Origin of the sequence: Enterobacillus tribolii (assembly GCF_003363015.1) — a bacterium.
In the GTDB taxonomy this organism is placed as follows: Bacteria; Pseudomonadota; Gammaproteobacteria; order Enterobacterales; family Enterobacteriaceae; genus Enterobacillus; species Enterobacillus tribolii.
This window is the reverse complement of the sequence record NZ_QRAP01000013.1, coordinates 13,733-37,982: the sequence shown is the minus strand read 5'-3', so window position 1 is coordinate 37,982 and position 24,250 is coordinate 13,733. Positions and strand designations below refer to the sequence as shown.

The following is a 24,250-nucleotide window of genomic DNA, read 5'->3' as shown; positions in this document are numbered from 1 at the left end:
AGACTAGACTTGTATTTACTGTGCAATGGGTTTAGGTCTGTTTACATTTTGTGAATCTGTAATGGCTTACGTTTTCACTGTAGATGATGGATAATGGCGGGTAGTTGAGATACCCGACGCTAATTCAATTTTCAAGGAGCAAAGAATGCTTATTCTGACTCGTCGAGTTGGTGAAACCCTCATGATTGGCGATGAGGTAACCGTCACCGTGCTGGGTGTAAAAGGAAACCAGGTTCGTATCGGGGTGAACGCGCCTAAAGAGGTTTCTGTGCATCGCGAAGAGATTTATCAACGCATTCAGGCGGAGAAGTCCCAGCAGACGACTTACTGATATGCAGGCTATAGCGTCTCGCCATACTGCGGGGCGCTATTGCTTTCCCCTTCCGCACCTTTCTTTTCCCTCTCTTCCCCGTCGTTTTTAATCCTTTTGCTTTTCCCTCTGTGTCATTGCAGGCGCATGATTGTTTTTTATGCTGACGATCTGCTGATGAAATCAACGGTTTGTCGTTAATCTGGGCTTTTTGTGTGTGATTTGCTCAAACAAACCGGAGGCAGGAAAAATTGTTTGACTTATAAGTGTGGGAAAGTAATATGTGCGCCACGCAGTGCCGATGAGCTTAACAAAAAGTTCTGGTACATCCCGGAAGGGATAGCGTACGGTGAGGTGGCCGAGAGGCTGAAGGCGCTCCCCTGCTAAGGGAGTATGCGGTCAAAAGCTGCATCGAGGGTTCGAATCCCTCCCTCACCGCCATTTTGCATCCGTAGCTCAGCTGGATAGAGTACTCGGCTACGAACCGAGCGGTCGGAGGTTCGAATCCTCCCGGATGCGCCATATTCAACAGTGTGACAGGATACGTCGCGCTGTATCAGTAAAAAGTTTTGTGCATCCGTAGCTCAGCTGGATAGAGTACTCGGCTACGAACCGAGCGGTCGGAGGTTCGAATCCTCCCGGATGCGCCATCTTATACCAACGTTAACAGCGGATGTGAAACGTAGAACAAGCCCTGGTTTGTTCGTTGCAGGGACGTGTGACGCCATCGGCGTTATGTCAGTGTTGTTTTATGATGCATCCGTAGCTCAGCTGGATAGAGTACTCGGCTACGAACCGAGCGGTCGGAGGTTCGAATCCTCCCGGATGCGCCATCCCTCCCAAAAAAGTTATCCTTCGCTGCAATCTATCTTCAATTTCCATTCACCTTGTTGATTTTTCTAATTATTTCTTCCTAATGCAATCGGCGACAATTTATTTACTTTGCGTTAAAGTAGATCACTTCAAATGTTGATTATTCGCGCGGAGAGCACGATGTACGATCGTTACCAGGGATTGATTTTTGATATGGACGGAACGTTGCTCGACACCGAACCGACGCACCGGCTGGCCTGGAAGCAAGTATTGTCGCGCTATGGCATGTTTTATGATGAGCCGGCCATCGTTGCACTGAATGGCTCTCCCACCTGGCGGATTGCGCAGGCGATTATTGAGAGTAACGCCGCCGATATGGATCCGCATTATCTCGCTACCTTGAAAACACAGGCCGTAGAACACATGTTGTTAGACACCGTAACGCCGCTCCCGTTAATTGACGTGGTGAAGGCTTATTACGGGCGCAGGCCGATGGCGGTGGGCACCGGCAGCGAACACCGGATGGCGGAGGCATTGCTGAGCCATTTGGGGCTGCGGGACTGTTTTCAGGCGATCGTCGGCGCGGATGATGTAACGCGGCATAAGCCCGCGCCGGATACGTTCCTGCGCTGTGCGGCGCTGATAGGCGTGCCGCCGGAGCAGTGCGTGGTGTTTGAAGACGCTGAATTCGGCATCCAGGCGGCGCAGAGCGCCAACATGGACTGGGTTGATGTTCGTAAGTTGTGAATGATTTTCTGACGCTGGGCGGAATGTTCGCCAGTAGCTTTTTAAGCGCTACGTTGCTGCCGGGAAATTCGGAAATTGTGCTGACCGTTCTGCTGCTGGCAGAACGGTTTTCGCCTTGGTTATTGGTCAGCGTTGCCGTGGTCGGCAACGTGCTGGGCGGGATGACGAACGTCGTTATCGGCCGTTTGCTGCCGGAAATCAAGCATCAGCGTGGCCTGGCGCCGGCGCGGAGATGGCTTGAGAAGTACGGCGCGCCGGCGCTTTTGCTCAGTTGGGTACCGGTAATCGGAGATTTACTTTGCGTGTTGGCAGGTTGGATGCGGTTGTCGTGGATGCCGGTGGTGGTGTATCTCACCGTCGGAAAAGCGTTGCGCTATGTTGTTGTGGCGGTGGTGACGCTTTACGGTATACAGGGCTGGAGTAATCCAGGGTGATATGGCCCATAAGCAGAACAATAATGCTGGCAGTTAATTGTTATTATCATAGCGGGAGGTCAATTTGATCCCGGACGTATCTAAAGCACTGACTTGGCTGGAAGCTCATCCCGACGCCCTTAACGGCATCCGCCGGGGCATTGAGCGTGAAACACTGCGCGTAACCCCGGACGGCCACCTGGCGCAAACCGGGCATCCGGCGGTATTGGGTAAAGCGTTTACGCATCCCTGGATCACCACGGACTTTGCTGAAACGTTGCTGGAGTTCATTACACCGGTCGATGCCAGCATCGATCACATGCTCGCTTTTCTGAGGGACATTCACCGTTACGTTGCGCGTAATCTGGGAAATGAGCGCATGTGGCCGATGAGTATGCCTTGCTTTATCGGTAAAGAAGAAGACATCGTTCTGGCGCAATACGGAACGTCCAATCAGGGGCGGTTTAAGACGCTGTACCGTGAAGGGCTTAAGAATCGTTATGGCGCCCTGATGCAGACGATTTCCGGGGTGCATTACAATTTCTCCCTGCCGATTGAGTTCTGGCAGGCCTGGGCCGGAGTAACGGACGCAGAAAGCGGCAAGGAAAAAATCTCTGCCGGCTATTTCCGCCTGATCCGCAACTATTACCGTTTTGGCTGGGTGATCCCTTATTTGTTCGGGGCTTCTCCGGCGATCTGCTCCTCCTTCCTGAACGGGCGGGAAACCAATCTGCCCTTTGAGCGTTCCGGAAAAGGGATGCTGTACCTGCCTTATGCGACGTCGCTGCGTCTGAGCGACCTGGGCTATACCAATAAGTCGCAAAGTAATCTGGGGATTACGTTCAACGATCTGGACGGCTACGTGACCGCGCTGAAGAAGGCCATTCATACGCCGTCTCCTGAATTTGCCCGTCTGGGCGTCAACGTGGACGGACATTACCGTCAGTTAAACGCCAACGTTTTGCAGATTGAGAATGAACTGTACGCGCCGATTCGCCCCAAACGCGTGACGAAGGGCAGTGAGTCGCCTTCGGATGCCCTGTTGCGCGGCGGTATTGAATACATTGAAGTCCGCTCACTGGACATCAACCCCTTCACGGCTATCGGCGTGAATGCGGAGCAGTCCCGTTTCCTGGATCTGTTCCTGATTTGGTGCGTGCTGGCGGATGCGCCGGAGATGAGCAGCGAAGAACTGATGTGCACCCGCAAGAACTGGAACCGGGTTATCCTGGAAGGGCGCAAGCCGGGGCAGACGATTGGGATCGGCTGTGATTCGGCGCGCGAGCCGCTGGATAAAGTCGGTAAGTCGCTGTTCGCCGATCTGTACCGCGTTGCCGAGGTATTGGACAGCATCAACGGAAATGAGCAATACCAGCGGGTTTGCACTAAGCTTGTCACTTTCTTCGATGATGTATCTCAGACCTATTCGGCACGCGTGCTGGAAGCGATGAAGTCGCAGGGCATCGGGGGATTCGGTTTGTCTTTGGCGGAAGGATACCGTGAGGCGCTGTGCCACGAGCCGTTTGAAGTGCTGACGCCGGCGATGCTGGACGAGCAACAGAAGAAGTCCGTTGAGAAGCAGGCGATGCTGGAAGCGCAGGATACGATCTCTTTTGAGGAGTACCTGGCGCTGCATGCCGGGCGGTAGAAAAAGAAAAGGCCACAATACCTGTGGCCGAATATGCATCTCTATTAACAGGGATGATGATAACAAATGCGCGTCTTTCATAAATTAAGACTCGCTGGATTGGAAAAGGTTTCGTAAAAAGCGAAAAATTTTTTAGTGAGGAGGTGACGTATGCCACTACTGGATAGTTTTACCGTAGACCATACACGCATGGCTGCACCTGCCGTGCGCGTAGCTAAAAACATGAAAACCCCGGGCGGGGACAATATCACGGTGTTTGACCTGCGCTTCTGTCACCCGAACAAAGAAATTCTGCCTGAGCGTGGCATCCATACCCTTGAGCACCTGTTCGCCGGTTTCATGCGCGATCATCTGAACGGTGACGGCGTTGAGATTATTGATATATCCCCCATGGGATGCCGTACCGGCTTCTATATGAGCCTGATTGGCACGCCTGACGAAAACCGGGTAGCAAAAGCCTGGAAGGCCGCGATGGAGGATGTGCTTAAGGTAACGGATCAGCGGAAGATACCTGAGCTGAACGAGTATCAGTGCGGCACTTATGAGATGCACTCGCTGGAGGAAGCTCAGGACATCGCCCGGCATATCCTGGAGCAGGGGGTCGGCATCAACCGGAATGACGAACTGGCGCTGCCCAAAGAGAAGCTGGCAGAGCTGCATATATAGCGTCACAGCGATTCGCCGTTGTATACCAGCCCTGCGCGAAAGCGCGGGGCTTTTTTGTTGCAAAAAGTGTCATTCCCAGAGCTGACACCGCGGGCTTGCGTAAGATTCATTTCATTGAAATAACGTTATTTTTACTGACTCAGGCGATTGTGTGGAACAGGGGGGCCATATGTTCTCCCGCCGTTTTGTTGCCAGCCATCCCTGATGTCCTTACACGGCTTTCCGTATTTGAAGTATAAGTGAGCGTATTTTTATGCGAGAATTTTAATATATGCCAAATTGGAAAATTCTTACTTTGTGTAAGTATTATTGTTTATTATAAGGGTATTCTAGTATTTGTTTTTCCTGTGATTCTGGTGGTTTGTGTAAATATAAACCACATCATTAGTGCGTGAAGTCGCTAAGATAATTAAGATCAATCTCTGTACCGAAAAGAACTATAACTCATTTCTATTTTTGATAGATAGGGGTAAACTCACTGCGCGAAAGGCCTGTTGGGTAAAAATATAAGCGGGATAGGTTAGGCTGATATGCGGCGTGTGGCGGAGTTTAAATATCCTTGTTTATTATGTGCTTGAGCGGAGGGCTCCTTTCTTAAGCAGAGGGGAAGGCATCTCCCCTTACATCAAAGGCTTATAGGAAAATGCTTATTTTTATTCAGGATAAACCAGAATAGGATTTAATTGGCCTGCGAGTCGTTTGGGCGATTCAGTACAGCGCCGGCGTCATTGATAAACAAATAGTTTCGGTAAACAGAGTCAGTGTATTGGTAGCTGTAGAGCCAAGGGCGGTAGCATAGCTTTAATATTTTGTCATGCGCTCTGATGTATTTTTAGAAAAATCTTACAGGATGTTTTATTTGCCCAGACGATGCCAGATATTGAGATGGTATTTTTGTGGTCTTTACGGCCTTGGCATGTTTGTGTAAGGGATAATGAGCGTACCTGCCCGGATAAACCGGATGTTGCGTGGTTCACCCCTGAATGATAGAGGCCGGTTGATCGCGTTTCGTGCAATGAACACCCGCCAGGTTAAACGTTGAGTATAGCTAAGCAGCTTTGGGGCGCCGTTTGATGAGCAGCGGCGCAGAAAGGTCACACTAGGGATAGAGAGCGGGAAGGTTAAGACACAATAAAATGGAAAGCACGTTTTTATCATGTTGATGACGATACGGGGCATGAGGTGAAGGACAGCCTGTTTTTTTACTCAGTCTCTGGAAATTACGTTGTGCAAATCCATTCAATTTGAGTCAGTGCCGCTTCTATGCTGGTTGCAGAGAAGGTAAACGGCTATTCCCCTTAACAAAAAATGAAATCCCGTCTAAGTGTTTGCTTAGCATTGAGGTGGAAAATGAAAGTTCTCTTTTTTGTGAATGCAGCCTGGTATTTTGATCTGCATTGGCTTGATCGCGCTAAATCTCTTGTTGAAGAGGGCCACGAAGTTCACGTGGTAACGTCGGTTGCCGACGAGGCGATAAGAGAAAGTATAGAGAACCATGGCATTACATGTTGGAGCATCGAGGTTCCCCGCTTTTCTAAGAATCCGGTACTCAACATAAAAATACTTCTGGCTTTCCGCCAGAAACTTAAAGAGATAAAGCCGGACCTGGTTCACCTGATAACGATTAAGCCTATTCTTCTTGGCGGATTACTCCTGCGCTTTACCCACATCCCCTTTGTGGTGAGTTTTGTTGGACTTGGCCGTATGTTCAACAATACGCACCGGGCCGCTGACACCCTTCTGAGACGCATGATTACAACGTTCTACAGTGTGATTCTTTCAAAAAACAAGAATGCCCATGCGATTTTTGAGCATGTCGATGATTATAAGACATTGAGCCAATATGTTGATTTTCTTGATGACCAGGTTCATATCATCGACGGCGCCGGTATTGATATTGAAAAATATAAGTATCAGCCGGAGTGTGAGGCTAAAGTGCTTAACATCCTTTTTGCCAGCCGGATGCTGTGGTCAAAGGGGTTGGGCGTGCTTGTTGATGCCGTTGAACTGGTTAAGCAACGTGGTATCGCTGTCAACCTAAAGGTCGCGGGCATTATTGACAGTAATGACCCTGATAAAATTGATGCCTCCGTGATTAGCTCCTGGAATGATGAAGGAAAAATCCAGTGGCTGGGAACGCGCAAAGATGTGGAAAACCTTATCAGGGACTCGAATTTGGTTATCTTGCCGACAAGGTATTCGGAAGGCGTGCCGCGAATTATTCTGGAAGCGTGTTCCATGGGGCGGGCCTGCATCGTCAGTAACGTACCGGGATGCAAGTCAGTGATTCAGGATGAGGTTAATGGCCTGGTGCTGAAAAAAGGAACGGCGGCAGAGTTAGCTGACTATATCGAGAAGCTGGCGGTTAATGAAACGCTGCGCAGGAACTATGGTCTCATTTCTTCCAATATCATCAAACAGCGATTTGCAAAAGACATCGTTATTGAAAAGACAATTTGTGTGTATGAGTCTTTGCTGCGTAGTCACACCATCTGAGGCTTCCCCTTTTTACTATCACAATAGTTAGCGTTGGTTATTTTCGAGCGACTCTGTATCGCCGTTGGATTTATGGCGATCTTTTTTGTTGCTCATAGGATTTATCACTATCTGGATAATTCCCGGCGAGATACGCTTGACGTATCACAGTGATATACCAGCAATTTATATTTGATATGGCATGTTGAGCAATAATATGAAGTTAAATTTAGGCTATTTGTTTGACTTGGTGTTTGTTATAACGGAAAAGGACTTAAAAGTTCGTTATAAAAGTAGTTTTCTTGGCTATCTTTGGTCCATCGCCAATCCACTGCTTTTCGCAATGATCTACTACTTTATTTTTAAGTTGGTCATGCGGGTACAAATTCCCAACTATACGGTCTTCCTGATTACCGGATTATTTCCGTGGCAGTGGTTTGCAAGTTCGGCGACGAACTCGCTGTTTTCCTTTATTGCCAATGCGCAGATTATTAAGAAAACTGTTTTTCCCCGCTCGGTAATCCCTCTGAGTAACGTTATGATGGAGGGGTTGCACTTCGTGTGTACCATTCCCGTCATCATCGTTTTTCTCTATGTTTATGGCATGTCTCCTTCATGGTCATGGCTATGGGGTATCCCGCTTATTGCCGGGGGACAAATCATTATTACCTTTGGCCTGGCGCTGCTGTTTTCTACGTTGAACCTGTTTTTCAGGGATCTCGAAAGGTTTATTAGCCTGGGAATATTGCTGATGTTCTACTGCACCCCGATTCTTTATGGTGCGGACATGATACCCGCTAATTTCTCGTGGATGGTGGATTATAACCCGCTGGCCAGCATGATCCTGAGCTGGCGGGATCTGTTCATGAACGGAAACGTAGAGTATGAGCGTATTACCTTTCTTTATTCATCAGGTGTTTTTGTTCTGTTGATAGGCATGTGGACGTTCAATAAACTTAAATATCGTTTTGCTGAGATTTTGTAATGAGTGCAGTCATTGAATTTCGCGGTGTGACGAAAGAATATCCGCTCTACCATCACATCGGGTCAGGCGTTAAAGATCTGATATTCCACCCCCGGCGGGCATTGAGTTTGTTGCGTGGGCGCAAGTACCTTGCGATAGAGGATATTTCTTTCAGCGTTAATAAAGGTGAGGCCGTTGCCTTAATCGGCCGTAACGGCGCCGGTAAAAGTACCTCGCTGGGCTTGGTTGCCGGGGTTTTGAAGCCGAGTAAGGGAAGCGTCAGCGTTGAAGGCCGGGTTGCCTCTATGCTGGAGTTGGGCGGTGGATTTCACCCTGAACTCACGGGGCGTGAAAATATCAAACTCAACGCGACGTTGCTGGGGTTAAGGCGTAAGGAAGTTAATGCCCGTTTGGATAAAATTATCGAATTCTCCGAGTTAGGCGAGTTTATTGATGAGCCTATCCGGGTTTATTCAAGCGGTATGCTGGCAAAACTAGGCTTTTCAGTTATCAGCCAGGTTGATCCTGATATCTTGATTATTGATGAAGTTCTGGCGGTAGGGGATATTTCCTTCCAAAAGAAGTGCATTAATACAATCAATGATTTTAAGGCCAAAGGCGTTACGATTTTGTTTGTCAGCCATAACATGTCTGATATTGCAAAAATATGCGACAAAGTGATTTGGATTGAGAATCACAAATTGAAAGCTACGGGTGATGCTGAGACGGTCATCGCGCAATACAAAGCCGCCATGCTTTCATCCTAAGAGTAAGACTTGCAAAGGAATGCGCTGCTATTCAACGGATTAGCAGATTGTTATAAATCAATGGCTATGTGGCCTGTCATTATTATTTTTGGAATAGATTAATGAAAAGTATTAAAATCTATACTTGTCACCATAAGCCCAGCGCCTTTTTGAGCGCTGACTTGGTGCATCCTCTGCACGTTGGCAAGGCCAACAGTTATAATGAAATTGGCTGCATCGGCGATGATACCGGCGACAATATTTCCTTTAAAAACCCGTTTTATTGTGAGCTCACGGCGCATTATTGGGTGTGGAAGAATGAACAACCAGCAGATTTTGTCGGTTTCATGCATTATCGTCGTCACCTGAACTTTTCAGAGAACCAATCTTTTCCGGAAGATAACTGGGGCGTCGTTAATTACCCGGTGTTAAACGATGGCTATGAAGCACAGTTTGGCTTAGACGATCAGAGCATTGCCCGCTGCTTGCAAGATGCAGATATTATCGTACCTAAAAAATGGGCGGTAACGGCGGCAAACAGCAAAAATAACTATGACCACTATGAGCGCGGCGAGGCGTTGCATATCAAGGATTACCAGGCGGCGCTCGATGTGCTGGATGAAATGTATCCTGAGTATATGCCGGCCGCCGAGCAGTTTAACCATGCCGTTGACGGTTACTATACGAACATGTATGTGATGCGTCGTGACATTTTTGAGCATTACTCAGAGTGGCTTTTCTCTATTCTGGATAAGCTGGAAGATCGCATCGCGTTCAATAACTATAATGCACAAGAGAAACGCGTCGTCGGGCATATTTCTGAGCGGCTGTTCAATATCTACCTGATTCATCAGCAGGAAAACAATCACTACCGGCTCAAGGAACTGCAACGTACGTTCATTATGCAGGAGACGTTCAACGGTTCCCTGTCTCCCGCTTTCGAAAAGAATAACGTGCCGATCGTCATCTGTTTTGATGACAACTATGCCCTGAGCGGCGGTGCGTTACTGAATTCTGTCGTTGCCAATGGCACCCCGGAGCATAACTATGACATCGTGGTGTTGGAGAACAATGTTTCGGCGTTAAGCAAGCAGCGTTTGAATATGCAGGTTGCCGGCCGGGAAAATATCAAGCTACGTTTCTTTGATGTGAATGCGTTCTCTGAAATTAAAGAGGTGTTCACCCGCGCACATTTTAGCGCCGCGACCTACGCCCGTTTGTTCATTCCCCGTTTGTTCCGCGGGTATGACAAAGTGGTGTTTATCGATGCGGATACCGTGGTGGAAAGCGACGTCGCCGAACTGATGCATACTGATATCGGCAACAATCTGGTTGCTGCGGTAAAAGATATCGTTATGGAAGGCTTCGTTAAATTTGGTGCGATGTCCGACTCTTCCGATGGCGTGATGCCGTCAGCGGAATACCTGCAAAAATCACTGGGAATGACTAATCCTGATGCCTATTTTCAGGCCGGGATTATCGTCTTTAACATTCACCAGATGAACATGGAAGGCACGTTTGAAAAACTGATGTTCGCGATGAAGGAAAAGAAATACTGGTTCCTCGATCAGGATATCATGAACAAAGTGTTCTACGATCGCGTCCATTATCTGCCGTTGGCGTGGAATGTTTATCACGGCAACGGTAATACGGATGACTTCTTCCCGAACCTGAAGTTTTCTACCTATATGGCGTTTCTTGAGGCGCGCTGTCAGCCTAAGATGATTCACTATGCCGGAGAAAATAAACCCTGGAATACGACCAAGGTGGATTTCTTCGAAAACTTTATGAAATACATCAGCAATACGCCGTGGCAGAGGGACGTTTATCTGCGCCTTAATCCTGTGGTTCCGGCCGGCGCGCCTGCCGCAGAAGCTCATCATGCCCCTGTGCTGCTGCAAACAAAAATCAAGAGACGTCTTATGCCGTATCTGAATCGCGTTGCGCCTCAGGGAACTGCCCGACGTAATCAGTTAACGAAATACTATTACAAAGTCCGCCGTGTGATTTTAGGTTAACGTAAGCGATAAGAGCGTCTTTCTATGAGTAATAAATCTATTTTGATCGTTGGCGCGGGTTTTTCCGGCGCCATTATCGGCCGGCAGCTGGCTGAACAAGGCCATAAGGTTCGTATTATTGAACGCCGTGCGCATATTGCGGGAAACTGCTTTGATGAGCGTGATGGTGCGACCGATGTAATGGTGCATGTTTATGGCCCGCATATTTTTCATACCGACAATCAACGGGTGTGGGAATATGTGAATCGTTATGGGCACATGATGCCTTATGTTAATCGCGTCAAGGCGACGGTTAACGGCCAGGTATTTTCCTTACCGATCAATCTTCATACGATTAATCAGTTTTTCAAAACCACGTGTTCCCCGGATGAAGCCCGGCGCCTGATTGAGGAGAAAGGCGATAAAAGTATCTCCGATCCCCAAACCTTTGAAGAACAGGCCCTGAAGTTTATTGGCCGGGAATTGTATGAGGCTTTCTTCAAGGGCTACACCATCAAGCAATGGGGAATGCAGCCCAGTGAATTACCGGCCTCTATTTTAAAGCGTTTGCCGGTACGCTTTAACTACGACGATAACTACTTTAACCATAAGTATCAGGGTATGCCGAGAGACGGCTATACCAAAATGGTTGAGCAGATCCTCGCACACGAGAATATCAGCGTTGAGTTGAATACGGAGTTCGATCGTCAGGAGGCGGGCGATTATGATCACGTATTTTACAGCGGCCCCCTTGATGCCTTCTATGGCTACCGTCACGGGCGGCTGGGATACCGCACGCTGGACTTTGAAAAGTTCATCTACGACGGCGATTATCAGGGATGCGCCGTGATGAATTACGGTTCCGTCGATGTTCCTTATACCCGGATAACGGAGCATAAATACTTCTCTCCGTGGGAAAAACACGAAGGTTCCGTGTGCTATAAAGAATACAGCCGTGCCTGCGGCGAGGATGATATTCCTTATTATCCTATTCGCCAGGTCGGAGAGATGGCATTGCTGGAGAAATACCTTTCTCTGGCCGAGCAGGAATCTGCTGTAACGTTCGTCGGACGCCTCGGTACGTATCGTTATCTCGATATGGACGTCACGATTGATGAAGCGCTGAAAACGGCGGATGCTTATCTGGCATCATTGGCTGATGATTCGAAAATGCCGGTATTCGTGGTTAATGCCCGATGAATGTTGTTGCGCTGATTGTCACATTTAACCGTCTTGAAAAGCTTCGTACCTGCCTGGCGGTAACGCTGGGCATGGGATTCCGGAGCGTCGTCGTGGTTGATAATGCTTCCGGCGACGGAACGGGTGACTGGTTGGCGGGGCTCAGGGATGAGCGTTTACATTGCCTCACGCTGGACAGCAATATCGGCGGGGCAGGAGGATTCAAAAAAGGGGCAGAGTACATCACTCATCATCTGAATTGCGACTGGGTTGTTTTCTACGATGATGATGCGTATCCGGATGCTAATCTGCTGAGCATTTTGCCGGGCCTTTCTGATACTCATCAGGTATTTTGCTGCCGTGTGACGGATCCGCACGGCAATATTTGCCGGATGAACCTGCCTTTCCGCCATCTTCCCCACTCGTTAGCGGATCATATTCGTTATGCATTAAAACCCGCTGACTTCATTCCTGCGCCGGATACGCCATCTTTAGTGGAAACTGTGTCATTTGTCGGCGTGATTTTTTCCCGCAGCGTATTAGCTGAGCACTGGCACGCCATTCACGACGAATTATTCCTGTATTATGACGACCTCTATTTCGGCTATTATCTGACGCAGTCAGGCATCAACATCCGTTATTCTCCCGAAATAACCTTCGTTCATGACATCTCTTTAGCCGGACGTGACATCCGCCCGCAGTGGAAGGTGTATTATTTGATCCGAAACCTGCTTCTTTCCCGGCGCTGTTTTAAAGAGCGTCCTCCGTTCAGCTGGCCATCTATCGGGTTTCGGGTAATTAAATATTGCTGGCTGAAGGGGCAAAGCGGGAAAAGAGCCTATGTTGCTTATTTATGGCGCGGCATCGTTGATGGGCTGCGTCAGCGAAGCGGTATGCGACACTAACCGGTGACATGGCTATTATTATTTATAGTGACGTTTAATTCATAGCGACGGATATTTTGCCAGGCACTAGGAACGTGCGGCGCGGCGGCTGAGGGGCAGGTGAAAACGGATGGCATCACTCAGTCAGCTATCCTGTGGAATAATGGTGCATTAATAGAACAGTATGAGATAGGTATGCTAAAAAAGATAGTGGTAGAGGTACCCGTTTCCTGGTTTGATAATCCGGTAGACGGAGAGAAAAACCGGGCTTTTTTCGCCAATTTCCTGATTCAACTTAGCAAGTTTAACGTTCCGCTGCATCTGATAAAAGTACCGTTTGGTGCCGACAGCGCGGCCCGTAAACCGGAGAAGGGCGCGTTGGTTTTCTCCTATCACTCGTTTGGCAAAGAGAAGAATGTCTGGCACCTGAAGGAAGCACCGGTAACGCCGCTTTTCAGTATTGACCGTTATGGTTATTCCGGTTGGGCAGAAATCGCTGATCAACCGCGTGCGTGGCAGGATATCTCCGACGTCAGTGATGAGCATGCTGAGCAGGTGATCGAGAAATATCGCCAGCAGTTTAAAGAAAAACGGATATCAAAATATCCGCAGCCGGATGAACAGAATGTAGATTTGCCGGCTGAATATATCTTTTTCCCCCTTCAGGTTTCTAATGATCCCGTCAGCCAGTTCAGCCCCTTCAATATGCTGGATATGCTGAAACGGGCGGCAGAAGCAGCCCGCCGAACCGGTATCACGCTGTTGGTGAAACGCCATCCGTTTTGCTCGTCCGTTGCCGTGGAGAAAACACTTCAGCAACTGGCGGAAGATAACCCGCAGGTCAGGGTCGTTAACCTTAATGTCCATACGTTAATTGAGCATGCCAGGGCCGTGATGACGGTAAATTCCGGAGTGGGTATTGAGGCGTTGATTGACGGCGCGGCGGTTTATGCGTCGGGCAAAAGCGAGTGGTTTGAGGCCGCCAATGCCATTACTTCACTGGAAGATATCGACGCTATTTTTAGCCAGGCTCCCCGTCACATGGATAGCTGGCAGAAAAAGCTGATTGCTTTTTTGTTAGACAGCTATTGGGTCGCGCCTGCGGACTATGCGGCTATAGAGCGTAAGATTGAACAGAGCATCGCGCAATTCGATCCTGACTATGGTATTGATTCTGCCCTGTCCGATGTTTCGGAAATATTTTTGCCCATTGTGCTCGATCTTCAGGGGCGTCTGGAATATGAGTCCCGGCGTGCCAAATTAGCCATATTTGATTTCGAAGGGCTTAACGGAAACATTGAACGGCTGGACGGAATGCGTGCGGAACAGGCTGCCCAAATTGCCCAACTGCGTCATGAAAGCGAACAGCGTATCGCCGACCTTGAAGCGCAGGTTCAGCAAAAACAGCAGGAAATTGAACAGAAAGACAGTGAGCTTGAGCAGAAAGAAAATGAAATTGCGCGGATGAAAGCCGGGCTGGAGCAACATCAGGCGCAATTAATTTCATTGGCAAACGATCTTTCCAATGCCCGGATGGAGAGTGAACGCCTGCATTCAGCGCTGAACCTCAAGGATGAACAAATGGAAGCGCGAATGAGAGAACTGCGGGAAAGCCTGACCAGCGGCAAAAAGAGAAAGTGGTTTTAATCGGCGAATCGCATCGGGGGCGGTTATTCCCCCCGATGTACCGTTGTTGAATCATTGATGAGGCGCCAGCGCCGTCGTTACTTTTACCTGCCGGATCATATTATCCTGTACGTCCAGAATATCGATATTGTAGTGCCCGATCGTTACTCGGGTATCCGGTAACGGGATATCCTCCAGCTCTTCCAGCAGCAGCCCGTTTATTGTGCGCGGGCCATCAGAAGGCAGATTCCAGTTGAACGCCTTGTTCAGCTCACGGATGTTAGCCGTTCCGTCAACCAGGACGGAACCATCGCTCTGCGGCAACACTTCTTCCGCCAGGGAAGGAGACATCGACGTCGTAAAATCGCCAACGATTTCCTCCAGAATATCCTCAACGGATATCAGCCCTTTGATATCACCGTATTCATCCACCACAATGCCCACTTTTTCTTTATTGCGCTGGAATTTCAGTAATTGCACGCTCAGGTGGGTACTTTCCGGAATGTAATAAATCTCATCCGCTGCGCGAATCAGGTTTTCTTTATTAAACTCTTTTTTCTCAATCATCAGCCGGTACGCTTCGCGCACGCGCAGCATACCGATAATATCGTCGAGCGAGTCACGGTAGAGCACGATGCGCCCGTGGGGAGAATGCGTCAGCTGGCGCAGGATGGACTTCCAGTCATCATTGATATCAATGCCGACGATTTCATTACGCGGCACCATGATGTCATCAACGTTAACTTTTTCCAGGTCGAGCACTGAGATCAGCATGTCCTGATTGCGGCGTGAAATCTGTGACTGGGATTCATTGACGATAGTGCGCAGCTCTTCTTTGCTGACGGCGTCGCTGGGGCGCACGTTGGAACGAATGCCGAACATGCGCAGCAATATGTTGGTGATGCCGTTCAGCAGCCACACCAGCGGCATCATGATTTTCTGCAACGGCAACAACATGATGCTGCTGGGGAACGCCACCCGCTCGGGATACAGCGCCGCGAACGTTTTCGGCAGCACTTCGGCGAAGACCAGGACGATAAACGTCAGAATACCGGTGGCGAGCGCCACGCCGGCGTTACCGTACAGACGGATGCCGACGATGGTCGCCAGCGCTGAGGCGAGGATATTCACCAGGTTATTGCCGATCAGCACCAGGCTTATTAGGCGGTCAGGGCGTTTAAGCAGTTTTTCCACCCGGCGGGCGGCGCGGTTGCCCTGTTTGGCGAGGTGACGGAGACGATAACGGTTGAGCGTCATCATGCCCGTTTCGGAGGCGGAAAAGTAAGCCGATACAATGATCATAACGATCAGTATGGTAATTAATGTCGTGGTAGAGACATGCTCCACGGAAGCTTCCTTTTGGTGGCCGACGCTCCTTTCATCATGGTGGGGGAACCGCGCCGGCGCAAGAAAAAATCAACGCAGGGTGATTTCCTGCAACAGGCGGCTGCCGAAATAGGCCAGCGTCAGCAGAAAAGCGCCGGCGAAGCTGAACCACACCACGCGGCGGCCCCGCCAGCCTTCACGGTAGTGGCCCCACAGCAGAACGATATAAACAAACCAGGCCAGGATGGACAGAATCGCCTTGTGTACGTTCTCTTTACTGAACAGGTTGTCCATGTAAAGCAGCCCGGTACACAGCGTCAGGGTCAGGAGCACCACGCCGACCTGCGTAATATGGAACATCTTACGCTCAATGGTCATCAGGGGCGGCATCTCCGCGGTGAAGGTCAGCTTCTTATTCTTCAGCAGGTAGTCCAGCCAGGCCAGTTGCAGGGCGTACAGCGCGGCGATAATCAGCGTGGCGTAGGAGAACAGCGCCAGCCCGATGTGGAACAGCAGCGACGGCGTGGCTTCCAGGTGGGTAATAAACTCACCGGGAACAAAGCTGGCGAATGCCAGGTTGATCAGCGCAAAGCTGTACACAATCGGCAGCAGGAACCAGCCGCGATCGCGCGAAGCCACGATGGTCATGACGGCGCAGATGATCAGGCTGACGATGGAGCCCATATTCAGCAGGCTGAGGTTTTGCCCGGTGCTGACGTCAAATATCCGTTGCTGCAGTGCGACCGCGTGGCTTGTCAGGGCGATGACGGCAAAAAACAGCGCCAGCCGGCGATAAGCGCGGTGGTTGCGTGCCAGACTGGGGATAATAAGCCCCAGGCTGAGTAAATAGGCAATCATGGACAGTATGGCGAATGCAGGCATATCGAGTCGGCCGTCGCTTGAATAAGTAAATGAGGTTAGCAGTATACCGCCAGCGGCGTGATGCTCCAACCAATCTGCATTGACCTGCTACGTCAGGGGAGAAAGAGGGCGGCTTCGTGTTATACTCGCCGCCAGATTATTTGTCTAAGCCGGGAAGCTCCTGTGGGTGCGCCGGGCCACTGTCCATGTTGATAGATATCCATGTTGAGCGAAAACCATGTTTGAAAATTTAAGCGATCGCTTGTCGCGCACGTTACGCAACATCAGCGGCCGGGGGCGGCTGACCGAAGACAACATTAAAGATACCCTGCGTGAAGTGCGCATGGCGCTGCTGGAGGCGGACGTCGCCCTGCCCGTGGTGCGCGAATTCATCAACCGCGTGAAAGAAAGCGCGGTGGGGCACGAAGTCAATAAAAGCCTGACGCCGGGTCAGGAGTTCGTCAAAATCGTCCGCCATGAGCTGACCTCCGCGATGGGGGAAGTGAACACGGAACTGAACCTGGCCGCTCAGCCGCCGGCGGTAGTGCTGATGGCGGGCCTGCAGGGAGCGGGTAAAACGACCAGCGTCGGCAAGCTGGGTAAATTCCTGAAAGAAAAACAGAAGAAAAAAGTGCTGGTGGTGTCCGCCGACGTTTATCGCCCGGCGGCGATTAAACAGCTGGAAACCCTGGCAGGGAGCGTCGGCGTAGACTTTTTCCCGTCTGACGTTCAGGAAAAACCGGTTGATATCGTCAGCCGTGCCTTGCAGCATGCCAAACAGAAGTTTTATGACGTTCTGATCGTCGATACCGCCGGTCGTTTGCACGTTGACGAAGCGATGATGGACGAGATCAAGCAGGTCCATGCGGCGATTAACCCGGTGGAAACGCTGTTTGTGGTCGATGCCATGACCGGCCAGGACGCGGCCAATACGGCGAAGGCGTTTAACGAAGCGCTGCCGCTTACCGGCGTGGTGCTGACCAAGGTTGACGGCGATGCGCGCGGCGGTGCGGCGCTTTCCATCCGTCATATTACCGGTAAGCCGATTAAATTCCTCGGTGTCGGCGAGAAAACCGAGGCGCTGGAGCCGTTCTATCCGGATCGCGTCGCTTCGCGCATTCTCGGTATGGGCGACGTGCTTTCGCTGATTGAAGACATCGAAAGCAAAGTTGACCGCGACCAGGCGGAGAAACTGGCGCAAAAGCTGAAAAAAGGCGATGGCTTTGATCTGAGCGACTTCATGGACCAACTGAAGCAAATGCGCAATATGGGCGGTATGGCCAGCATGATGGGAAAACTTCCCGGCATGGGCCAACTGCCGGACAACGTGAAGTCCCAGATGGACGACAAGATTCTGGTACGCATGGAGGCGATTATCAGCTCCATGACGCTGAAAGAGCGCGCCAGCCCGGAGATTATCAAGGGATCGCGTAAACGGCGCATCGCGCTCGGCTCCGGCGTTCAGGTTCAGGATGTGAACCGCCTGCTCAAGCAATTTGACGACATGCAGCGCATGATGAAGAAGATGAAAAAGGGCGGACTGGCAAAAATGATGCGCGGAATGAAGGGCATGATGCCGCCGGGATTCCCCGGCCGGTGAGGAAAAGTTCCCGTTTTTTCCGATAAATTACCGCGGCGCCAGTGCGCCGCGGTTGCTTTTCGCGGCAAAATGAGTAAAATTTTCGGGCTTTTTATGTTCGTATGAACACTGACACCGGGCTCCGTTCCTCGATGGGGTCTGGTGTTTTATTAACTAATGAGGATGTTATGGTAACAATTCGTTTGGCACGCCACGGCGCGAAAAAGCGTCCGTTTTATCAGGTAGTAGTGAGCGACAGCCGCAATGCGCGCAACGGTCGCTTCATTGAGCGCGTAGGCTTCTTCAACCCGATCGCTTCCGGTCAGGCTGAAGCACTGCGTCTGGATCTGGACCGTATCGAACATTGGGTCGGCCAGGGCGCTACCGTTTCTGATCGCGTTTCCGCGCTGATCAAAGAAGCTAAGAAAGCAGCTTAATCCGCCGCGGTGGTCGCAATGAGCAAACAACTTAATCAGGTGGTGCTTGGGAAACTGGGTTCTGCCTATGGCATTCGTGGTTGGCTCAGAGTGTTTTCATCCACCGAAGAAGCCGAAAGCATTTTTGACTATCAGCCGTGGTATATCCAGCAGGCGGGTCAATGGGTACAGATCGAGCTGGAAGGCTGGAAGTACCACAATCAGGATATGGTCATCAAAATTAAAGGTGTTGATGATCGTGATGCGGCGAATGCCCTGACGAATCGTGAGATTGTCGTGGATGAGTCGCAGTTGCCGGAGCTGGGCGAAGGCGATTACTACTGGCGCGACCTGATGGGTTGCAAGGTAGTCACCGTTGCCGGTTATGAACTGGGTAAAGTCACTGACATGATGGAAACCGGTTCTAACGACGTTATGGTCGTGAAGGCAAACCTGAAGGATGCGTTTGGCATCAAGGAGCGGTTGATTCCGTTCCTCGACGGGCAGGTAATCAAGAGAGTCGATCTCACTGCTCAATTGATTGAAGTAGATTGGGATCCTGGTTTTTAACCTCCGGACGTTGGTGCGGGGTAATAACATGACGGGGATTAGGTGATGTGGGTTGGTGTAGTCAGCCTGTTTCCTGAAATGTTTCGCGCCATAACCGAGCATGGGGTGACTGGCCGGGCAGTAAAAAATGGCCTGCTGAGCGTGCAGTGCTGGAGTCCGCGCGACTTCACGTACGATCGGCATCGCACCGTGGACGATCGCCCTTATGGCGGCGGCCCGGGGATGCTGATGATGGTGCAACCTTTACGGGAAGCCATCCATGCGGCAAAAGCAGCGGCAGGCGAAGGGGCGAAAGTGATTTATCTCTCGCCGCAGGGGCGCAAACTCGACCAGCAGGGTGTTTGCGAACTGGCAACGAACGAGAAGCTGATTCTGGTTTGCGGCCGTTATGAAGGTATTGATGAGCGCGTGATCCAAACCGAGATCGACGAAGAGTGGTCTGTCGGCGATTACGTTCTCAGCGGTGGTGAATTGCCGGCCATGACGCTGATTGATTCCGTTTCACGGTTTATACCGGGAGTTTTGGGACATCAGGCGTCAGCGGAGGAGGATTCATTTGCCGACGGGTTGCTGGATTGCCCGCACTATACCCGCCCTGAAGTGTTAGAGAGCATGGAAGTACCGCCGGTGTTGCTGTCGGGAAATCATGCGGAGATACGTCGCTGGCGCCTGAAGCAGTCGTTGGGCCGTACCTGGCTTAGAAGACCTGAACTTCTGGAAAGCCTAGCTCTGACTGACGAGCAAGCGGTGCTGCTGGCAGAGTTCCAACGGGAACATGCAGAGCAGCAAGACCATCAGGGGAATGTTTGAGCTGTGGCTTGAACCCCCATATATCAGTTTACCTAGGGTAAGAGACATATTATGAGCAACATTATCAAGCAAATTGAACAAGAGCAGATGAAGCAAAACGTACCTTCATTCCGTCCGGGTGATTCCGTGGAAGTTAAGGTATGGGTCGTTGAAGGCACCAAAAAACGTCTGCAGGCATTCGAGGGCGTGGTTATCGCTATCCGTAACCGCGGTCTGCATTCTGCATTCACTGTTCGTAAGATTTCTAACGGTGAAGGTGTTGAGCGTGTATTCCAGACGCACTCACCGGTTGTTGACAGCATCACCGTTAAACGTCGTGGCGCCGTTCGCAAAGCGAAACTGTACTACCTGCGTGAGCGTACCGGTAAGGCTGCTCGTATCAAAGAGCGTCTTAACTAATCAGTGGCTCACGCCACATCCAAAGGTTAATACGAAACAAGGGGGTTGGCATTATGCCAACCCCCTTTTTTGTGGCTATGCAGGCATAGCCGGATACCCGGATTTACTCGCCTTCAATATTGATGGCGTCACATCCCGAAGACTTGTTCTTACGAATCGAAAGCACAGAAGGCTTTCCTTGCAGATAAGAAACATCCAGTATCACCTCTCCGCCCTTTGGTACTTCCGCTTTTTCAGAAGGTAAATCATCACCGCCAACTTCAACCAGGATGGTATCGTCGGTGTTGCAGGCGGTGCTTATTGATTTTATTTTCAGGTGGTTTACGCCATGAAGCGTCCAGAGCACGGTCGTTGGCGTGTTCTCTCCGGGATGTGCGTAGATGATCCCATTGCCATCAACGGTGAACTCCCCCCATATGTCGCCTTTTTTAATCTGAGCGCTCAGGAAGGCGTAGAACACCCCGCTGTCGTACCGGCCTTTCCACTCCGGGTAGGATGGATAGAATAAATTTAAAAATTCGTCCAATTCCTGCTGGGTAAAAGGGCGTTTCTTTTCATAAATCCATGCGCTGACGTTATCAGACAATTTATATTCGCGATCAAGGCGCCGGAAGGCTTTCCCTATGTTTTTCCCCTCCAGCAATGCGCTTGCCGGCAGGGTTATTACGCGCTGCCCTTCTGGCCTGACATGCGTTTGGATGGGGTTTGCCACAATGAGGTACCGGGCATTTAATGCATTAAAGTTGATGCCGTCACGCAGGTCGATTTGCGAAGTAAAAACAAGGCGCTCCCCCATTTTTCGATCGGTCAGCGTGCTGAGCATGTCGTCATTAAGGGTATTGCTTGAACTTAACACGGCAACTTTGCTGCCGTCTCCGGAGAGCCTGAGGACATCATCTCTCAGCGCCAAATACTCGGGGTAGTTCTGTACCCTGAGCGGGAGCGTTTGGGCGGGCAGGCAGGCGTTTAATCCGTCAGGTGTCTTTAAGCCGAACAGTGAATGTTGCTGAATGAGACATGCAAAGAGCAGCGTTACGCCGAGGCAGGCATATTTTATTCCTTTAGATTTGATCATTCCCAGCAGCAGCGATATTCCCTGTGCGACCACAAGGAGCATCCACAGCGCAAAGGGGAGGTTATGTTGTATCCCCGGGCTTTGCGTGCGGGTAAACAGAAAGAAGCTGAACAATAAGTTAAACGTGCAGAATAGGGCGAATACTATTTTTTCTTTGCTCTTGCTGAAAAAAATCAACGCTATTGATGCAATAAAGAGCGGGAGGAACATGCGCCCCACGCTGTTAATCAGTGAATGAAAAGACGCGATAAACGGGAATTGATAGGCTGAGTAGATGTAAGCATAGTCCGTGGAGATAATCCGCAAAAGAAGCGGCCACTGAAGAATGAGTGCAAAAATACAGCTGAGTACGCCAGAGATAAAGAAGTTAAAAATGATCCTCTTGGCCGATTCAACATCAATACCCCGGTTCTTATAGAGAAAATAGTTAAGTATGGGCAGAGAGAAGTACAACGACACCACGGTATAGGCATACCACCGGCGCAGAAGAAAAGGCGCCCAAAGAAGGATACCGAGTATGATGGCTTGTCTGATTTTTACGCGCTCGGCCAAATTTGTTTTGGCGCAATAGAGCACTGCCGCAATAACAAAAATGAGCCCGCAAATGTCCGGATACCCGCGTAATGTGGGCGCCCAGAATGCGGTAAACGTTGCGGCCAGCGCCATATAAAGCACGGTGTTAAGCTTTTTATCTTGTGGGTTAAAATATGTGCTGAGCAAGGCAAAAAGATAAACCGTCGGGATGACATAAACGACGAATAAAGAAATGATGTAGCTCATTCTTGAGCCGAAGGGGAGTGCATTGAATATTGTCGTGATGGTGATGGGAATGACGTTGTAATCATCATGACGTACAGAGCTAAGGATGCCGTTCAGCGCATCGAGCGGCGCTTGGTAAATCAGTTGGGACAAGCTCTGCCAGTATCGCCAATATCCGTTGTAGTCCCAAAAATAAATATTTTGTTCTTTGCTGATGAAGTAACAGGCAACGGCCATCGTATAGACGATCAACAAGAATAGCGGCATAGCCCTCTTAAGCGCTTTCATTTTGATCCTCATACGTCATTTCTTCAATAAAGAATTTGGGCCGGTCTTTGGTTTCAATGTATATCTTTCCGATGTATTCACCGATCACGCCCAGGCTGAGTAACTGCACGCCGCCCAGAAAAAAGATGGAGATCATCACTGACGTCCAGCCTTCAATGGTGCTGCCGCGCATTTTTTCAAACAGGGCATAAAAGCTGGCGATGGCGGCAATAATGCAGGTAATAAAACCCAGGGCGGAAATAATACGCAGCGGCGTTACGGACAGAGAGGTAACCCCCTCCATAGCCAACGCAATCATTTTTTTGAGCGGGTACTTTGACTCACCGGCTACGCGTGAGCTGCGGCTGTAATAGACCTTGTCAGAGGTAAATCCGATAAGCGGGATCATGCCGCGAATATAGATATTTTTTTCTTTGTACTTTAACAGGCTGGAAAGCGCCCGTTTGCTGAGTAACCTGTAATCGGCATGATTGGCGACCTGACTGACGCCCATGGCCGTCATAAATTTGTAGAAAGCGTTGGCCGTTGAGCGCTTAAAAAAACTGTCGCTGGAACGATCGTTACGGACGCCGTAAACAATTTCATTGCCCTGCATATACTTTTCTACCATTTCCCGAATGCAGCTTGTGTCATCCTGCAGGTCGGCATCAATGCTGATGCAGATGTCCGTCGTCACGGTAGATAAGCCCGCCATCAAGGCTAACTGATGTCCGCGGTTGCGCGAAAGCTTGACGCCATGAATCCGTGAATTCTGTATTGAGGCCTGTTTGATGAGCGCCCAGGTATTATCTTTGCTGCCATCGTCGACAAAAATAATTACGCTTTCTGGCCTGATGCAATTATCTGAAATAAGCGCCTGAATGACTGAATCAAGTTCCTTTACACAGGCGTCAAATGCCTCTGACTCATTATAGCAAGGAACGACGATAGACAGACTGGGGATTTTCTTCCCGTTGAGTGAACGAGAATATGCTTTATTTTCTTGATATGCTGCAGGTTCAAGATTCATTTCATGGCCCATTTTTTATTCATATAAAAACCGGTTATGGTATACAGCGCCATCCCGATTAGCTGTGCAATATAGATGTAGCCGGGATTAATAAATAGCACTGTCTTAATCGCAACCAGATTTACGATATAGCTAATTGCACAGACAAGAAGGAATTTTATTAGCCTGTTCGCGGAGAGTTTTGCTGAGAATGTGAATAGGGTATTGAGAACAAAGCTAAGACATATGCCGGCTATATAACCTGTGGCATTTGATAAATAAATCCCCCTTCCTAGGTAGGTAAGTAATAATATGATTGCGGCTGTTAAGCCGGTATTGGCAAGGCCGACAATAATATATTTTGAAAAGGTCTTGCTCATATATCTATATATCTGAAATTAAATTTTTCGCATTATGGCATATCAAAAAAATCTTTTGAAGGATTTTTCCTGTTTTGTTTATTTATTATTCAGAGAATAATCTTATTTTTATGTGGGTGATGATGATGTTATTTATCTTTTGCTCCTCATTTTAATCTTTAAATTCAATGAGTAATGCATGGTTTTTGCTCTTTATTTATCTGTTCTGGTTTATGTTGTTTTATGTTTTTGGTTTGGGATTATTCTTGTTTTTTTGAGATTGTTAATCTTGTTTATTATGTGGGATTAGAGGTGTGCAGAGACGGTTCTGTTGAATATAGATTGGTGAGCG

At 49.6% G+C, this 24,250-nt stretch carries 22 protein-coding genes and 4 tRNA genes; 21 read left to right on the top strand and 5 right to left on the bottom strand.

Translation table 11 applies throughout. The features are described 5' to 3' along the window. The first annotated feature begins 145 nt into the window (after positions 1-145). The 16 genes from csrA (at position 146) to C8D90_RS19820 (ending at position 14,489) form a co-directional block, all read left to right on the top strand. On the top strand, positions 146-331 hold the full coding sequence (csrA, locus tag C8D90_RS19895) for a carbon storage regulator CsrA (protein WP_004091602.1): 186 nt from the start codon (positions 146-148) through the stop codon (positions 329-331). Between the two features lie 327 nt (positions 332-658). Beyond that, positions 659-751 (top strand) — tRNA-Ser (locus tag C8D90_RS19890). A gap of 4 nt (positions 752-755) precedes the next feature. Beyond that, positions 756-832: transfer RNA gene (locus C8D90_RS19885), tRNA-Arg, on the top strand. 51 nt (positions 833-883) lie between these two features. After that, positions 884-960: transfer RNA gene (locus C8D90_RS19880), tRNA-Arg, on the top strand. 106 nt (positions 961-1,066) lie between these two features. Then, positions 1,067-1,143: transfer RNA gene (locus tag C8D90_RS19875), tRNA-Arg, on the top strand. 160 nt (positions 1,144-1,303) lie between these two features. Next, positions 1,304-1,870, top strand: a complete 567-nt coding sequence (yqaB, locus tag C8D90_RS19870) for a fructose-1-phosphate/6-phosphogluconate phosphatase (protein ID WP_115460214.1) — start codon at positions 1,304-1,306, stop codon at positions 1,868-1,870. Beyond that, entirely contained in the window at positions 1,867-2,304 is a 438-nt protein-coding gene (locus C8D90_RS19865; protein WP_115460213.1) for a YqaA family protein, read from the top strand. The genes yqaB and C8D90_RS19865 overlap by 4 nt, the downstream gene beginning before the upstream one ends. Before the next feature lie 64 nt (positions 2,305-2,368). After that, the gene (gene gshA, locus C8D90_RS19860) at positions 2,369-3,931 is read left to right on the top strand and encodes a glutamate--cysteine ligase (protein ID WP_115460212.1); all 1,563 of its coding nucleotides are present in this window, start codon (positions 2,369-2,371) and stop codon (positions 3,929-3,931) included. Between the two features lie 150 nt (positions 3,932-4,081). Then, on the top strand, positions 4,082-4,597 hold the full coding sequence (gene luxS / locus C8D90_RS19855) for an S-ribosylhomocysteine lyase (RefSeq protein WP_115460211.1): 516 nt from the start codon (positions 4,082-4,084) through the stop codon (positions 4,595-4,597). A 1,350-nt stretch (positions 4,598-5,947) separates the two neighbouring features. Next, positions 5,948-7,093 carry a glycosyltransferase family 4 protein gene (locus C8D90_RS19850; protein WP_115460210.1) on the top strand — a complete coding sequence of 382 codons (1,146 nt, stop codon included), beginning with the start codon at positions 5,948-5,950 and terminating at the stop codon, positions 7,091-7,093. Positions 7,094-7,289: 196 nt separating this feature from the next. Next, positions 7,290-8,057 (top strand): ABC transporter permease, encoded by a 768-nt coding sequence (locus C8D90_RS19845; protein ID WP_115460209.1) that lies wholly within the window; start codon positions 7,290-7,292, stop codon positions 8,055-8,057. Continuing rightward, a complete protein-coding gene (locus tag C8D90_RS19840; protein WP_115460208.1) occupies positions 8,057-8,803 on the top strand; it encodes an ABC transporter ATP-binding protein in 747 nt (248 codons plus the stop codon). Before C8D90_RS19845 ends, C8D90_RS19840 begins: the two co-directional genes overlap by 1 nt. Positions 8,804-8,904: 101 nt before the next feature. After that, positions 8,905-10,800 (top strand): DUF4422 domain-containing protein, encoded by a 1,896-nt coding sequence (locus C8D90_RS19835; protein WP_115460207.1) that lies wholly within the window; start codon positions 8,905-8,907, stop codon positions 10,798-10,800. 24 nt (positions 10,801-10,824) lie between these two features. Beyond that, the gene (glf, locus tag C8D90_RS19830; protein WP_115460206.1) at positions 10,825-11,979 is read left to right on the top strand and encodes a UDP-galactopyranose mutase; all 1,155 of its coding nucleotides are present in this window, start codon (positions 10,825-10,827) and stop codon (positions 11,977-11,979) included. Beyond that, the gene (locus tag C8D90_RS19825) at positions 11,976-12,863 is read left to right on the top strand and encodes a glycosyltransferase (protein ID WP_115460205.1); all 888 of its coding nucleotides are present in this window, start codon (positions 11,976-11,978) and stop codon (positions 12,861-12,863) included. The genes glf and C8D90_RS19825 overlap by 4 nt, the downstream gene beginning before the upstream one ends. A gap of 174 nt (positions 12,864-13,037) precedes the next feature. Beyond that, a complete protein-coding gene (locus C8D90_RS19820; RefSeq protein ID WP_115460204.1) occupies positions 13,038-14,489 on the top strand; it encodes a capsular polysaccharide export protein, LipB/KpsS family in 1,452 nt (483 codons plus the stop codon). 51 nt (positions 14,490-14,540) lie between these two features. Here C8D90_RS19820 and C8D90_RS19815 read toward each other — a convergent pair whose 3' ends face one another. Continuing rightward, positions 14,541-15,815, bottom strand: a complete 1,275-nt coding sequence (locus tag C8D90_RS19815; RefSeq protein WP_115460203.1) for an HlyC/CorC family transporter — start codon at positions 15,813-15,815, stop codon at positions 14,541-14,543. Between the two features lie 69 nt (positions 15,816-15,884). Then, the gene (locus tag C8D90_RS19810) at positions 15,885-16,676 is read right to left on the bottom strand and encodes a cytochrome C assembly family protein (protein ID WP_115460202.1); all 792 of its coding nucleotides are present in this window, start codon (positions 16,674-16,676) and stop codon (positions 15,885-15,887) included. 217 nt (positions 16,677-16,893) lie between these two features. Here C8D90_RS19810 and ffh point away from each other — a divergent pair, with 217 nt between their 5' ends. The 5 genes from ffh (at position 16,894) to rplS (ending at position 20,429) form a co-directional block, all read left to right on the top strand. Next, on the top strand, positions 16,894-18,255 hold the full coding sequence (gene ffh, locus C8D90_RS19805; RefSeq protein WP_115460201.1) for a signal recognition particle protein: 1,362 nt from the start codon (positions 16,894-16,896) through the stop codon (positions 18,253-18,255). Between the two features lie 167 nt (positions 18,256-18,422). Then, a complete protein-coding gene (gene rpsP, locus C8D90_RS19800; RefSeq protein WP_115460200.1) occupies positions 18,423-18,671 on the top strand; it encodes a 30S ribosomal protein S16 in 249 nt (82 codons plus the stop codon). An 18-nt stretch (positions 18,672-18,689) separates the two neighbouring features. Beyond that, on the top strand, positions 18,690-19,220 hold the full coding sequence (gene rimM, locus C8D90_RS19795) for a ribosome maturation factor RimM (RefSeq protein ID WP_115460199.1): 531 nt from the start codon (positions 18,690-18,692) through the stop codon (positions 19,218-19,220). Between the two features lie 45 nt (positions 19,221-19,265). After that, complete coding sequence (gene trmD, locus C8D90_RS19790; RefSeq protein WP_115460198.1) at positions 19,266-20,030, top strand: tRNA (guanosine(37)-N1)-methyltransferase TrmD; 765 nt, start codon at positions 19,266-19,268, stop codon at positions 20,028-20,030. A gap of 51 nt (positions 20,031-20,081) precedes the next feature. Continuing rightward, on the top strand, positions 20,082-20,429 hold the full coding sequence (rplS, locus tag C8D90_RS19785; protein ID WP_115460197.1) for a 50S ribosomal protein L19: 348 nt from the start codon (positions 20,082-20,084) through the stop codon (positions 20,427-20,429). Between the two features lie 103 nt (positions 20,430-20,532). On the opposite strand, the gene C8D90_RS19780 is transcribed toward rplS, so the two are convergent. The 3 genes from C8D90_RS19780 to C8D90_RS19770 are packed head-to-tail and all read right to left on the bottom strand — an operon-like array spanning position 20,533 to position 23,919. Then, positions 20,533-22,551 (bottom strand): hypothetical protein, encoded by a 2,019-nt coding sequence (locus tag C8D90_RS19780; RefSeq protein ID WP_115460196.1) that lies wholly within the window; start codon positions 22,549-22,551, stop codon positions 20,533-20,535. Further along, positions 22,538-23,560, bottom strand: a complete 1,023-nt coding sequence (locus C8D90_RS19775) for a glycosyltransferase family 2 protein (protein ID WP_115460195.1) — start codon at positions 23,558-23,560, stop codon at positions 22,538-22,540. Before C8D90_RS19775 ends, C8D90_RS19780 begins: the two co-directional genes overlap by 14 nt. Next, positions 23,557-23,919, bottom strand: coding sequence for a GtrA family protein (locus C8D90_RS19770; RefSeq protein ID WP_115460194.1), 363 nt, complete (start codon positions 23,917-23,919; stop codon positions 23,557-23,559). Before C8D90_RS19770 ends, C8D90_RS19775 begins: the two co-directional genes overlap by 4 nt. Positions 23,920-24,250: the final 331 nt, after the last annotated feature.

Excerpts from the sequence above, each read along its gene's own strand:
- csrA (WP_004091602.1), top strand. The coding sequence starts at position 146 with ATGCTTATTCTGACTCGTCGAGTTGGTGAAACCCTCATGATTGGCGAT.
- yqaB (WP_115460214.1), top strand. The coding sequence starts at position 1,304 with ATGTACGATCGTTACCAGGGATTGATTTTTGATATGGACGGAACGTTG.
- luxS (WP_115460211.1), top strand. The coding sequence starts at position 4,082 with ATGCCACTACTGGATAGTTTTACCGTAGACCATACACGCATGGCTGCA.
- C8D90_RS19850 (WP_115460210.1), top strand. The coding sequence starts at position 5,948 with ATGAAAGTTCTCTTTTTTGTGAATGCAGCCTGGTATTTTGATCTGCAT.
- C8D90_RS19845 (WP_115460209.1), top strand. The coding sequence starts at position 7,290 with ATGAAGTTAAATTTAGGCTATTTGTTTGACTTGGTGTTTGTTATAACG.
- C8D90_RS19840 (WP_115460208.1), top strand. The coding sequence starts at position 8,057 with ATGAGTGCAGTCATTGAATTTCGCGGTGTGACGAAAGAATATCCGCTC.
- C8D90_RS19835 (WP_115460207.1), top strand. The coding sequence starts at position 8,905 with ATGAAAAGTATTAAAATCTATACTTGTCACCATAAGCCCAGCGCCTTT.
- glf (WP_115460206.1), top strand. The coding sequence starts at position 10,825 with ATGAGTAATAAATCTATTTTGATCGTTGGCGCGGGTTTTTCCGGCGCC.
- C8D90_RS19825 (WP_115460205.1), top strand. The coding sequence starts at position 11,976 with ATGAATGTTGTTGCGCTGATTGTCACATTTAACCGTCTTGAAAAGCTT.
- C8D90_RS19820 (WP_115460204.1), top strand. The coding sequence starts at position 13,038 with ATGCTAAAAAAGATAGTGGTAGAGGTACCCGTTTCCTGGTTTGATAAT.
- C8D90_RS19810 (WP_115460202.1), bottom strand. The coding sequence starts at position 16,676 with ATGCCTGCATTCGCCATACTGTCCATGATTGCCTATTTACTCAGCCTG.
- ffh (WP_115460201.1), top strand. The coding sequence starts at position 16,894 with ATGTTTGAAAATTTAAGCGATCGCTTGTCGCGCACGTTACGCAACATC.
- rpsP (WP_115460200.1), top strand. The coding sequence starts at position 18,423 with ATGGTAACAATTCGTTTGGCACGCCACGGCGCGAAAAAGCGTCCGTTT.
- rimM (WP_115460199.1), top strand. The coding sequence starts at position 18,690 with ATGAGCAAACAACTTAATCAGGTGGTGCTTGGGAAACTGGGTTCTGCC.
- trmD (WP_115460198.1), top strand. The coding sequence starts at position 19,266 with ATGTGGGTTGGTGTAGTCAGCCTGTTTCCTGAAATGTTTCGCGCCATA.
- rplS (WP_115460197.1), top strand. The coding sequence starts at position 20,082 with ATGAGCAACATTATCAAGCAAATTGAACAAGAGCAGATGAAGCAAAAC.
- C8D90_RS19780 (WP_115460196.1), bottom strand. The coding sequence starts at position 22,551 with ATGAAAGCGCTTAAGAGGGCTATGCCGCTATTCTTGTTGATCGTCTAT.
- C8D90_RS19775 (WP_115460195.1), bottom strand. The coding sequence starts at position 23,560 with ATGAATCTTGAACCTGCAGCATATCAAGAAAATAAAGCATATTCTCGT.
- C8D90_RS19770 (WP_115460194.1), bottom strand. The coding sequence starts at position 23,919 with ATGAGCAAGACCTTTTCAAAATATATTATTGTCGGCCTTGCCAATACC.